The organism is Pseudomonas sp. FG36 (genome assembly GCF_057809275.1).
This window is the reverse complement of sequence record NZ_JBMDJQ010000006.1, coordinates 150391-162761: the sequence shown is the minus strand read 5'-3', so window position 1 is coordinate 162761 and position 12371 is coordinate 150391. Positions and strand designations below refer to the sequence as shown.

Sequence of the window (12371 nt, the reverse complement as noted above, 5' to 3'; positions counted from 1 at the left end):
GACTCAATACATATCGTCATTTCGGAAAGATTTCCATCAGTCGTCCGGCGATTCGCTCCAGCGGACGTATTTCCACCGCCGCGTCGATCGCCGCGGCGGCCTTGGGCATGCCGTATACCGCGCTGCTCTGCTGGTCCTGGGCGATGGTCAGGAAGCCCTGCTGGCGCATCAGTTTCAGGCCTTGGGCGCCGTCGCGCCCCATGCCGGTGAGCAGCACGCCCACCGCATCGCCGGACCAGCAACGCGCCACGCTCTCGAAGAACACATCGATCGAGGGCCGGTAGATTTCGTTGACGGGCTCGGCAGTGTAGGCCAGCTCGCCATTCTTAAGGAGGCGGATATGGTGGTTGGTGCCGGCCAGCAGCACCTGCCCCGGCTGTGGCGGCTCACCCTCGCGGGCCAGGCGCACCGGCAGGCCAGAGGCGCTGCTGAGCCACTCGGCCATGCCGGCGGCGAATACCTGGTCGACATGCTGGACCAGCACGATGGCCGCCGGAAAACTGCGCGGCAGCCCCTTGAGTAGTACTTCCAGGGCGGCCGGCCCGCCCGCGGACGAGCCGATGGCGACCAGTGCGCGGCGCTGCGAGGCCTCGCGCAGCGGCACGCTAACCGCTCGAGGCGCGCTGGGCCGCTGCTGGCCGATCAGCCAGCCGATGTTGAGGATCTTGCGCAGCAGTGGCGCGGCCGCCTCGCGTGCATCGCCCGCGCCCAATGCCGGGGTGTCGACCACATCCAGGGCGCCATGGCCCATGGCCTCGAACACCCGGTGCACGTTCTGCTTGCGATCCACGGTGACGATGACGATGGCGCAGGGGGTTTCGGCCATGATGCGCCGGGTCGCCTCCACGCCGTCCATGACCGGCATGATCAGGTCCATGAGGATCAGGTCCGGCGTCTGCTCGGCGCACAGGCGCACGGCCTCGGCGCCGTTGCCGGCGACCCAGATCACCTGGTGCGCGGGCTCGAATGCCAACGCCCGGCGCAGGGCCTCGACGGCCATGGGCATGTCGTTGACAATGGCGATTCTCATCCCTGGGCACCTCCGATCAACTCCACGACCGCATCCAGCAACGCATCGTCATGGAAGCTGGCCTTGGCCAAATAATAGTCGGCACCGGCATCCAGTCCACGACGCCGGTCTTCTTCGCGATCCTTGTAGGACACCACCATCACCGGCAGCGATTGCAGGCGGTTGTCGCGCCGCACCAGGGTGACCAGCTCGATCCCGTCCATGCGCGGCATGTCGATGTCGGTGATCAACAGGTCGAAATCATCGCTGCGCAGCGCGTTCCAGCCGTCCATGCCATCCACGGCCACCGCCACTTCGTAGCCGCGGTGGCCCAGCAGCTTGCGTTGCAGCTCGCGCACGGTGAGCGAGTCGTCGACCACCAGGATGCGCTTGCGCACTACACCCTTTGCGCCGCGCCCACCGCGCTCGATACGCTCCAGGCGGCCGGTGCTGAGCAGCTTGTCCACCGAGCGCAGCAAGTCCTCGACATCGACGATCAGCACCACCGAACCGTCGTCGAGCAAGGCCCCGGCGGAGATGTCCTGGACTTTGCCCAGGCGCGGGTCCAGCGGCATCACCACCAGCACCCGCTCACCGATCAGCCGCTCGACGGCCACCCCATAGAGCTGCTCGCGCTCGCGGATCACCACCACCCGCAGGCTTTGTTCATCGCCCTGTGCCGCCGGCCGGTTGAGAAGCTGGCTGGCAGCCACCAGGCCGATGTGTCGCCCTTCGTGCCAGAAGTGCTGCCGCCCTTCGATCTGCACGATGGCCTCGGCCGCCACGTCGACGGTGCGCTCGATATGCGCCAGCGGGAAGGCGTAGGCCTCGCCGCCCACCTCGACGACCAGGCTGCGAACCACCGACAAGGTCAACGGCACTTCCACATGGAAGCAACATCCCTGGCCGGCCACCTGGGTCAACTCGATGGAGCCGCGCAGCTCCCGGACCATGTGCTGCACCGCATCCAGGCCGACACCGCGCCCAGACACTTCGGTGACCGTGTCGCGCAGGCTGAACCCCGGCAGGAACAGGAAGGTCAGCAGCTCGGCCTCGCTCATCTGCGCCACCGTCTCGGCCGGCGACAATGCGCGCTCGACGATACTCTCGCGCAAGCGCTGCAGATCGATGCCGGCACCGTCGTCGGACAGTTCCAGGATCAGCAGCCCGGCCTGGTGCGAGGCACGCAGGCGCACGGTGCCCTCGCTCGGTTTGCCGGCCAGCAGGCGCTGCTCGGGCAGTTCGATGCCATGATCGACCGCGTTACGCAGCAGGTGTGTCAGCGGTGCCTCGAGCTTTTCCAGCACGTCACGGTCGACCTGGGTCTTCTCGCCCTCGATCAACAGGCGCACCGGCTTGTCCAGCGAGCGCCCGAGGTCGCGGACCATCCGGCTCTGGCCGGTGAGCACATCGGCGAACGGACGCATGCGGCAGGCCAGCGCCGTGTCGTACAGCAGTTGCGCGCGCTGGCTGGCCTGCCAACCGAACTCGTCGAGATCGGCCGCCTGCTGCAACAGGATCTGCTGGGTTTCAGCCAGCAACTGCTGGGTCTGGGCCAGCGCTTCCAGCACCTCCGGCCCCTGCCCGCTCTCTTCCAGCTGGGCCTTCAGGCCATCCAGGCCGCGCATGCCCTGGCCATGCATGCGCTTCAGGCGCTGCAGGGTGGCCAGGTAGGGTTTCAGCCGCTGGGTCTCGACCAGCGACTTGCTCGACAGGTCCAGCAGGCTGTTCAGACGGTCGGCGGTCACCCGCAATACCCGCTCTCCCCCCTCGCCACCGCGCTTGCCGGCCTTGCGGGCTGGCACGGGCTCGGCTTCGGGTTCAGGCTCCGACGGGGCCTGGAGCGTTGGCTCGGGTTCCGGCCGCGCCGGCAAGGCAGCGGGCGGCGCGCCTGGAACGCCAGCCTGGGCGATCACCGGCACGGGCGCCGAAGGGTCGAGCAGTGCTGTCATCTGTGCCAGGAACACCGCCACGGCGGCGTCGCCACCCTGATCTCCAGGGGTCGCGATGCGCATCAACAGGTCAGTGCCCTGCAACAAGGCGTCGATATGCTCCGGGCGCAGCAGCAGGCGACCTTCCTGGGCGGCCACCAGGCAGTCTTCCATGACGTGGGCGACGCTGACCCCGGCATCGATACCGACAATCCGCGCCGCCCCCTTGAGCGAGTGCGCCGCACGCATGCAGGCTTCGAGTTGATCGGGTTGCGCAGGGTTGCGCTCCAGCGCCATCAAGCCGGCGCTGAGCACCTGGGTCTGGGCCTCGGCCTCCAGGCTGAACAGCTCGAGCAGCGACGCATCGCGCATTTGCTCCGGGGTCATGACAGGCTCCGCTTCACGGCTGACATCAGGTGTTGTTCATCCAGCACTCGCACGCTGCGCCCTCGCCACTGCAACACGGCGGCGGTGAAGTGTGCCGCATCGCGGCCGTGGTCCTGGCCCGCAAGGTCGAGACGATGGATGCCGTCGATCTCGTCCACCGGCACCACCACCGGCCCGCCCTCGGCCGCCAGGATCAGCATGCGCGGCATGCTCCGCCCGGTGCGCTCCACGCCCGGCTGCGTCGGCACGCCCAGCAGGTCGGCGAGCGACAGGCAAGGCACCAGCGCACCGCGCACATTGGCGACGCCCTGCAGCACCCGCGAGCGCTGGTGCGGCAACGAGTGCACCGGCTGCGCCGGGGCGATCTCGGCCAGGCAGGCGGTGGCCAGGGCCAGCCACTCCTCGCCGAGGCGGAACAGCAGCATCGAGCGGCCGACCGCGCATTCCTCCACGATGGCCGTTTCGACCTGTTCGTCCTGGACCAGCGCATAGCGATCCAGCAGGCGCGTGGCCGCGTCGGCATACACCTCGCAATTGCGGCAGTGCACATGCCGCTCCAGCAACGGGCACTGCTTGTCGCCATGCACGCCGATGCGGTTCCAGCAATCGTCGATAGGCTGGTCGTCATTGGCGATCAGTTGCATATGGTATCCGCCGCTCATCTTTCAGACTCCCGGCCGGCCCGAGCGGCACGCTCCTGCAGGCGCCGGGCACCAGCCTCGTCCCCCTGCGCGGCCAGCAGCATGGCCAGGTGCATCAGTGCCTCAGGGTGCTGCGGCTCGAGGTAGAGCGCCTTGCGATAATGGGTGATGGCCTGCGCGGCATCGCCTTCGGTGTCACTGAGCAACCCCAGCCAGTAATAGACCTGCGCCTTGGGGGCGAACTGGCGCAGATAGCGTTCGCAGTCCGCCCTGGCCTGCTGGTTTTCCCCGGCATTGGCCTGCCGGGCAATGAGGGCCAGCAACTGCGCTTCGTCTTGTGCCGGTACCGGCGCCGCTGGCACGGCGCTCGACCTCAAGACGCGGGGCGGCAGTGCCACGACACGTGGCGGCAGCGGCGCAGCGACCGGCTGGCGCGCAACCAGCAACGGCTTGGCAACAGGCGGTGGGGCATCATCCTGGCGCACGTAGGCGAATGACTGGGCAATCCCCAGCGGGCGCATGCCCAGGCGCGCCAGCAGGCTGCCCTCGGCGGGGCCAATGAACAGCACGCCCTGGGCGTGGATCAGGCGCTTGAGCACCTCGAACACCCGCTGCTGGGTCGGAACATCGAAGTAGATCAGCAAGTTGCGGCAGAACACGAAATCGTATAGCCCTTCACGCGCCTTGAGCGCCGGATCGAGCACATTGCCCGCCTGCAGGCTGACTTGCTGGCGCACCCGCTCATCCAGGCGATGGGTATCGCCGCTTGGGCTGAAGTGCCGCTCGCGAAAGGCCAGCTCGCTGCCGCGGAAGGAGTTGCGGCCGTACAGCGCCTGCTCGCCCTTGGCCACCGAACTGGGGCTGATATCAATGCCATCGACGCGGAAAGCGCCCGGGCTCAGGCCACCGTCGAGCAAGGCCATGGCGATCGAGTAGGGTTCCTCGCCCGTCGAGCACGGCAGGCTGAGGATGCGCAGGGGCCGTGCGCCGGCAAGTTCTGCCGCACGCTTGTGCGCCAGCCCCGCCAGCGCGGTGAAGGATTCGGGGTAACGGAAGAACCAGGTCTCCGGAACGATGACCGCCTCGATCAGGGCCTGCTGCTCATCGCTGGACTGCTGCAAACGCAGCCAGTAGTCGTCGAGATCCGCCGCCTGCACGAGCGTACAGCGCTGGCGCAGCGCGCGCTCGACCATCGCTGTGCCGACCGACTCCACGTCCAGTCCGATACGTTCCTGCAGGAAACGGAAGAAACGTTGCTCGCTCATGCTGGCTCCTGCCCGGGCTCGACGGGGTACAGCAGCTCACGCACCGCGTCCGACAACAGGTCGTTCACCTGGATGCGCTGCAACAGACCGCGGGTGTCCTGGCGCACCGGCCCGAGGTAGCGCGCGTCGGCATTGTCCAGGCCGTATGGCTGGAATTCCTCGGGCGCACAGCGCAGCGTGTCGGTGGCCTGCTCCAGGACAAGCCCCAGTTGCAGGTCAGGGCGGCGCGAGTCGGCGCGGTAGTGCACCAGTACCATCCGCGTACTGCTGCGCGACTGTGCTGGCACACCGAAGCTCAGCGCCGACAGGTCGATCACCGGTACCAGCACACCACGGTGGGCGAGCACGCCGGCCACCCAGCCCGGCGCCTGGGCGATGGGCTTGAGGGTACGGCACGGCAGCACCTCGATCACTTCGCGCACATCCAGGGCGAAGCGCTGGTCAGCGATGCGAAATTGCAGGTACAGCACGCCCTTGCCGGCTGATTCGCGATCCTCGCGAGGGGACGGTTCGTTCATCGTCGTCAGACTTTGAACCGCGAAACACCGCCACGCAGCCCGGCGGCTACCTGGCTCAGTTCGTCGATGGCGAAGCTGGCCTGGCGCAGCGATTCCACGGTCTGGGTACTGGCATCGCTGAGCTGGGCCAGTGCCTGGTTGATCTGCTCGGCACCGGTGGCCTGGGCCTGCATGCCCTCGTTGACCATCAGCACCCGCGGCGCCAGCGCCTGCACCTGATGGATGATCTGGCTGAGCTGCTCGCCCACCTGCTGCACCTCGAACATGCCGCGGCGCACCTCCTCGGAGAACTTGTCCATGCCCATCACCCCGGCCGACACCGCCGACTGGATCTCGCGCACCATCTGTTCGATGTCATAGGTGGCCACGGCGGTCTGGTCGGCCAGGCGGCGTACTTCGGTGGCGACCACGGCGAAACCGCGACCGTACTCACCGGCCTTCTCCGCCTCGATGGCGGCGTTGAGCGACAGCAGGTTGGTCTGGTCGGCGACCTTGACGATGGTCACCACCATCTGCGTGATGTTGCTGGCCTTCTCGTTGAGGATCGCCAGCTTGGCGTTGACCAGGTCGGCGGCGCCCATCACCTGGTGCATGGTCTCCTCCATGCGCGCCAGGCCCTGCTGGCCGGCACCGGCAAGGCTTGAGGCCTGGTCGGCCGACGAGGTGACTTCGGTCATGGTGCGCACCAGGTCACGCGAGGTCGCGGCGATTTCCCGCGAGGTGGCGCCGATCTCGGTGGTGGTGGCGGCCGTCTCGGTGGCGGTGGCCTGCTGCTGCTTGGAGGTGGCGGCGATCTCGGTGACCGAGGTGGTCACCTGCACCGACGAACGCTGGGCCTGCGACACCAGGTTGGCCAGGGACTCGGCCATTTCGTTGAAGCCGCCCTCGATCGCGCCGAACTCATCCTTGCGGTCCAGGCTCAGGCGCATGCTCAGATCGCCCGAACGCAGGCCGTCGAGGGCGTGCACGATGCGCTGCATGGGGGCGGTGATCGCGCGCATCAGCAGCAGGCCGCAAACGCCGGCGGCGACGATTGCCAGCATCAGCGAGACGATCATGCTGCCTTTGGCAGTGGCCACGGCGCCGACGATTTCGTTGGTGGCATTGTCGGCGGATTCCCGGTTGCGCTCGATCACTTCGTTCAGGTGCAGGCGCCCCTCACGCCAGGCCGGCGTCAGCACCTCGGCGATCAAGCGCTGGGCTTCGGCGTAGTTCTTCTGGCGATAGGTTTCCAGGACCTGGTCGACGAGCTTGACGTAGGCCTCTTCCTGGCGGGTGAAATCGTCGAACGCGGCCTGGTCGGCCGGATCACGGATGGTGCCCTGGTAACTGGCCATATGCTGCTTGAGGCGGTCGTCGAAGCTCTTGAACAGTTCGGCATCGGCGGTGGTGAACTCGCGGTGGTTTGACAGGCCGACCAGTTGCTGGCTGGTCACGTAGCTGTCGACCCAGGCGCTGCGGATCATCGAGCTGTAGTAGAGGCCGGGAATGCTGTCGGACCCTACCGCCTCCTCGCTGGACTCGATCGCCACCAGCCGCGAGTAGGCGGCCACGATCATCAGCAGCATGATGGCGATGATCACGGCGAAACTTGCCAGGATCCGTTGGCGCAAGGTCCAGTTCTTCACATTCAGCCCTCAGGAATTCGATACGAGCGGGAAAAATCGCCGAAGTATAGCCCAGGCTTCCTACGTATTTGCGGCTGAATGCTGCTGTATTCAGGCCTCCGTGCCCATTGATATGGCCAATTGCAGGCTCATTGATCCGCGGCAAGCCTGACCTGGTTCTCCAACTCCAGGCGCAAGGCAGGGTCCAGGCGCAGCTGGCGCGCCAGTTCGTCGAGGTAGGCGCGCTCCATGAAGTTCTCCTGGTCGACCATCATCACGCTGGCCAGGTACATCTCCGCAGCCATTTCCGGCGTCTGCGCGGCGCGGGCCACTTCGGCCGGATCCAGCGGCTTGTTCAGTTCGGCGTGCAGCCAGTGCTGCAACTCACGATCGCTGTCCAGACGAGTGAACTCGCCTTCGATCAGGGCCCGCTCACGGTCATCGATATGGCCGTCGGATTTGGCTGCCGCCACCAGCGCCCGCAACACGGCCTGGCTGTGCTGCTCAACCTGGGCCGGGGGCAGGCGATCCAGCGTCTGTGGCTGCTGATCGCCGGCGCCCTGGCGGGCCTGCCAGTTGCCATAGGCCTTGTAGGCCAGCACCCCGAGCGCGGCCAGGCCGCCGTAGGTGAGTGCCTTGCCACCGTACTTGCGGGCCTTCTTGTTGCCCAGCAGCAAGCCCATGGCGCCGGCCGCCAGCGCGCCGCCACCGGCACCGGAGAGCAGGCTGCCGAGGCCGCCACTGCCCCCGGGCTTGGGCCCCGCGCCTTTGCCAGCCTGGTTGCCGAGCAGTTCCTGGCCGGACTTGAGCAGTTGATCGAGCAGACCACGGGTGTTCATCTGACGTGCCTCCACGGGTACGAAAAAGAGGCCACCAGAGTAGGACGGCGCACGGGTTTCGCCACCCATGCAAATGCTTCCAGATGTTGCATCAACGATCGATAAAAGCGATCTAGACTCGATTCAGTCGCTGAAACTTCCAGGCAGTCCGCCGCATGGCTGCCCTGCGCCGCGCACATGCGCTCCACTGCTTTGCTTGACGTCTGCCCCCGACCACAACTTCCAAAAAAGAGGGAACACCATGTCAGTGCACAAGACCCTTTTGCTCGGTGCCCTGCTGGCCACTGCCGGCGCCCAGGCCGCCGGGCTGCCCCAGCAGCTCGGTGCCGGTGAAGGCCAGCTGGATATCGTCGCCTGGCCCGGCTACATCGAGCGCGGTGAAAGCGACAAGGCCTATGACTGGGTCAGCGGCTTCGAGAAGGAGACCGGCTGCAAGGTCAGCGTCAAGACCGCCGCCACCTCCGACGAAATGGTCAGCCTGATGACCAAGGGTGGCTACGACCTGGTGACCGCCTCGGGTGATGCCTCGCTGCGGCTGATCGCCGGCAAGCGCGTGCAGCCGATCAACACCGCGTTGATCCCCAACTGGAAAAACCTCGACCCGCGCCTGCGCAACGGCGCCTGGTACGTGGTCAAGGACCAGGTCTACGGCACACCCTACCAGTGGGGGCCGAACGTGCTGCTGTACAACACCGACGTGTTCAAGCAGCCGCCGAGCAGCTGGAGCGTGGTGTTCGAGCCGCAGGACCTGCCGGACGGCAAGCCTAACAAGGGCCGCGTGCAGGCGTACGATGGGCCTATCTACATCGCCGACGCGGCGCTCTACCTCAAGGCCGCCAAGCCCGAACTGGGGATCCAGAACCCTTATGAACTGAACGAGGCGCAGTACAAGGCGGTGCTCGACCTCCTGCGCCAGCAACAGCCGTTGATCCACCGCTACTGGCACGACGCGACCGTACAGATGAGCGACGTGAAGAACGAAGGCGTGGTGGCCACCAGCTCCTGGGGCTACATGGTCAACGGCCTGAAGGCCGACAAGCAGCCGGTGGCCTCGGTGGTACCGAAGGAAGGCGCCACCGGCTGGGCCGACACCACCATGCTGCACAGCGAGGCCAAGCACCCCAATTGCGCCTACAAGTGGATGGACTGGTCGCTGCAACCCAAGGTGCAAGGCGATGTGGCGGCATGGTTCGGCTCGTTGCCGGCGGTGCCGGCGGCCTGCACCGGCAACGCGCTGCTGGGGGACGAGGGCTGCAAGACCAACGGCTTCGACAATTTCGACAAGATCGCCTTCTGGAAGACCCCGCAGGCCGAGGGCGGCAAGTTCGTGCCGTACAGCCGCTGGACCCAGGACTACATCGCGATCAGCAGTAACCCAAGTGGAGCCCCGGTATGCCCCCAGCAGTCCAGTTCACCCAGGTTTCCCGTACCTTCGGCGAGGTCAAGGCCGTCGACCAGATCAGCATCGACATCGAGGACGGCGAGTTTTTCTCCATGCTCGGCCCCTCGGGCTCGGGCAAGACCACCTGCCTGCGCCTGATCGCCGGCTTCGAGCAACCCAGCAGCGGCTCGATCCGTATTCACGGCAGCGAGGCGGCTGGCCTGCCGCCGTACCAGCGCGACGTCAACACGGTGTTCCAGGACTACGCGCTGTTCCCGCACATGAACGTGCGCGACAACGTCGCCTATGGCCTGAAAGTCAAAGGCGTGGCCAAGGCCGAACGCCATGCCCGCGCCGCCGAGGCCCTGGCCATGGTCGCGCTTGACGGCTATGGCGAACGCAAGCCGGCGCAATTGTCCGGCGGTCAGCGCCAGCGCGTGGCCCTGGCCCGCGCCCTGGTCAACCGGCCGCGGGTGCTGCTGCTCGACGAGCCCCTTGGGGCCCTGGACCTCAAGCTGCGCGAGCAGATGCAGGGCGAGCTGAAAAAGCTGCAACGCCAACTGGGCATCACCTTCATCTTCGTCACCCACGACCAGACCGAGGCGCTGTCGATGTCCGACCGGGTGGCGGTGTTCAACCGCGGGCGCATCGAGCAGGTCGACTCACCCCGCAACCTGTACATGCAGCCGGCAACCACCTTCGTCGCCGAGTTCGTCGGCACCTCCAACGTGGTGCGTGGCGAACTGGCGCAACAGCTCAGCGGCATCGCAGCCCCGTTCTCCATTCGCCCCGAGCACATCCGCCTGGACGGCCAGCCCGCCAGCGGCGAGGTGCAGGTCGGCGGCGTGCTGCACGACATCCAGTATCAAGGCAGCGCCACGCGCCTGGAGGTGAGGCTGGACAGCGGCCAACTGCTCGCGGTGAGCCAGGCCAACGACCGCTGGCAGGCACAGGCACAGGCACAGCCCTGGCAGACCGGCCAGCGCGTACAAGCCAGTTGGCCACGTGAGGCGATGACGGTGCTCCGGGAAACCCAGCCATGAGCCTTGCCGTGAAGCGCGCGGCCGGCAGCTCGGCGCTGCGGCGCATCAGCGACCTGTTGTACCGGCGCCCCAACCTGTACCTGCTGATGCTGCTGATCCCGCCGCTGTTGTGGTTCGGCGCAATCTACCTGGGCTCTTTGCTCAACCTGTTATGGCAGGGTTTCTATACCTTCGACGACTTCACCATGGCGGTGACGCCCGAGCTGACCCTGGGCAATTTCGCGGCGCTGTTCAACCCGGCCAACTTCGACATCATCCTGCGCACCTTGTGCATGGCTCTCGCGGTGTCGCTGGCCAGTGCCGTGCTGGCATTTCCCATCGCCTACTACATGGCGCGCTACACCAGCGGGCGCACCAAGGCATTTTTCTATATCGCCGTGATGATGCCGATGTGGGCCAGCTACATCGTCAAGACCTACGCCTGGACCCTGCTGCTGGCCAAGGGCGGCGTCGCCCAATGGTTCATCCAGCAGTTGCACCTGGAGGCCCTGCTGCAGGTGGTGCTGCAAATCCCGGGGGTCGGCGGCAGCACCCTGTCGACTTCGCACCTGGGCCGTTTCCTGGTGTTCGTGTACATCTGGCTGCCGTTCATGATCCTGCCGATCCAGGCCGCGCTGGAGCGTCTGCCGCCATCGCTGCTGCATGCCTCGGCGGATCTTGGCGCCACGCCGGGGCAGACCTTGCTCCAGGTGATACTGCCGCTGTCGATCCCCGGCATCGCCGCCGGCTCGATCTTCACCTTCTCGCTCACCCTGGGCGACTTCATCGTGCCGCAACTGGTCGGCCCGCCCGGCTACTTCATCGGCAGCATGGTCTACGCCCAGCAAGGCGCCATCGGCAACATGCCCATGGCCGCGGCCTTCACCCTGGTGCCGATCATGCTGATCGCCGTTTACCTGTCCATCGTCAAACGCCTGGGGGCCTTCGATGCACTCTGAAAAAGCCTCGACCGGGCTGCGCCTGGCGGCATGGGGCGGGTTGCTGTTCCTGCACTTCCCGATCCTGATCATCCTGCTCTACGCCTTCAATACCGAGGACGCGGCGTTCAGCTTCCCGCCCAGGGGCTTCACCCTGAAATGGTTCGGCGTGACCCTCGCCCGCCCCGACGTGCTCGAGGCGATCAAGCTGTCACTGCAGGTGGCCTGCCTGGCCACCCTGATCGCCCTGGTGCTTGGCACCCTGGCCGCGGCGGCGCTGTACCGGCGCAGCTTCTTCGGCAAGGACGCCATCTCGCTGATGCTGATCCTGCCCATCGCCCTGCCCGGCATCATCACCGGCATCGCCTTGCTCTCGGCGTTCAAGCGCCTGGGTGTGGAGCCGGGGTTGTTCAGCATCGTCGTCGGGCATGCGACCTTCTGCGTGGTGATCGTCTACAACAACGTCATCGCCCGTCTGCGACGCACCTCGGCGAGCCTGATCGAGGCGTCCATGGACCTGGGCGCCGATGGCTGGCAGACGTTCCGCTACATCATCCTGCCCAACCTGGGCTCGGCGCTGCTGGCCGGCGGCATGCTGGCGTTCGCCCTGTCCTTCGACGAAATCATCGTCACCACATTCACCGCCGGCAACCAGCGCACCCTGCCGATCTGGCTGCTGAACCAGCTCAGCCGCCCGCGTGACGTGCCGGTGACCAACGTGGTCGCCATGCTGGTGATGCTGGTGACCATGCTGCCGATACTCGGTGCCTATTACCTTACCCGCGGTGGAGAAAGTGTCGCCGGCGCAGGCAAATGACCCTGGAGGAGTCCCC

General features: G+C 66.5%; 10 protein-coding genes and 1 pseudogene. 4 read left to right on the top strand and 7 right to left on the bottom strand.

Annotated features, from left to right (window positions below; all coding sequences use genetic code 11):
• Nucleotides 1–16 precede the first annotated feature (16 nt).
• The 7 genes from ACODS9_RS07535 to ACODS9_RS07505 all read right to left on the bottom strand — a co-directional run bounded on the left by ACODS9_RS07535 (nt 17) and on the right by ACODS9_RS07505 (nt 8197).
• Nucleotides 17–1030, bottom strand: a complete 1014-nt coding sequence (locus tag ACODS9_RS07535) for a chemotaxis response regulator protein-glutamate methylesterase (RefSeq protein WP_038705558.1) — start codon at nt 1028–1030, stop codon at nt 17–19.
• Nucleotides 1027–3327, bottom strand: a complete 2301-nt coding sequence (locus ACODS9_RS07530) for a hybrid sensor histidine kinase/response regulator (RefSeq protein ID WP_489093620.1) — start codon at nt 3325–3327, stop codon at nt 1027–1029. Before ACODS9_RS07530 ends, ACODS9_RS07535 begins: the two co-directional genes overlap by 4 nt.
• Nucleotides 3324–3989: a chemotaxis protein CheW gene (locus ACODS9_RS07525; RefSeq protein WP_401104441.1), complete on the bottom strand. Its 666-nt coding sequence runs from the start codon at nt 3987–3989 to the stop codon at nt 3324–3326. Before ACODS9_RS07525 ends, ACODS9_RS07530 begins: the two co-directional genes overlap by 4 nt.
• Nucleotides 3986–5233, bottom strand: coding sequence for a CheR family methyltransferase (locus tag ACODS9_RS07520; protein ID WP_489093619.1), 1248 nt, complete (start codon nt 5231–5233; stop codon nt 3986–3988). Before ACODS9_RS07520 ends, ACODS9_RS07525 begins: the two co-directional genes overlap by 4 nt.
• A complete protein-coding gene (locus ACODS9_RS07515; RefSeq protein ID WP_489093618.1) occupies nt 5230–5751 on the bottom strand; it encodes a chemotaxis protein CheW in 522 nt (173 codons plus the stop codon). Before ACODS9_RS07515 ends, ACODS9_RS07520 begins: the two co-directional genes overlap by 4 nt.
• 5 nt (nt 5752–5756) lie before the next feature.
• Nucleotides 5757–7379: a methyl-accepting chemotaxis protein gene (locus ACODS9_RS07510; protein ID WP_489093617.1), complete on the bottom strand. Its 1623-nt coding sequence runs from the start codon at nt 7377–7379 to the stop codon at nt 5757–5759.
• A gap of 128 nt (nt 7380–7507) precedes the next feature.
• Nucleotides 7508–8197: a tellurite resistance TerB family protein gene (locus tag ACODS9_RS07505; protein WP_046857895.1), complete on the bottom strand. Its 690-nt coding sequence runs from the start codon at nt 8195–8197 to the stop codon at nt 7508–7510.
• A gap of 241 nt (nt 8198–8438) precedes the next feature.
• Here ACODS9_RS07505 and ydcS point away from each other — a divergent pair.
• The 4 genes and pseudogenes from ydcS to ACODS9_RS07485 form a co-directional block, all read left to right on the top strand.
• Nucleotides 8439–9563 (top strand): annotated as a pseudogene (ydcS, locus tag ACODS9_RS07500) (putative ABC transporter substrate-binding protein YdcS); the annotation flags it as partial.
• Between the two features lie 26 nt (nt 9564–9589).
• Nucleotides 9590–10621 carry an ABC transporter ATP-binding protein gene (locus tag ACODS9_RS07495; protein WP_489093616.1) on the top strand — a complete coding sequence of 344 codons (1032 nt, stop codon included), beginning with the start codon at nt 9590–9592 and terminating at the stop codon, nt 10619–10621.
• Entirely contained in the window at nt 10618–11559 is a 942-nt protein-coding gene (locus ACODS9_RS07490) for an ABC transporter permease (protein ID WP_489093615.1), read from the top strand. Before ACODS9_RS07495 ends, ACODS9_RS07490 begins: the two co-directional genes overlap by 4 nt.
• A complete protein-coding gene (locus ACODS9_RS07485; protein ID WP_046856858.1) occupies nt 11549–12355 on the top strand; it encodes an ABC transporter permease in 807 nt (268 codons plus the stop codon). Before ACODS9_RS07490 ends, ACODS9_RS07485 begins: the two co-directional genes overlap by 11 nt.
• Nucleotides 12356–12371 lie beyond the last annotated feature (16 nt).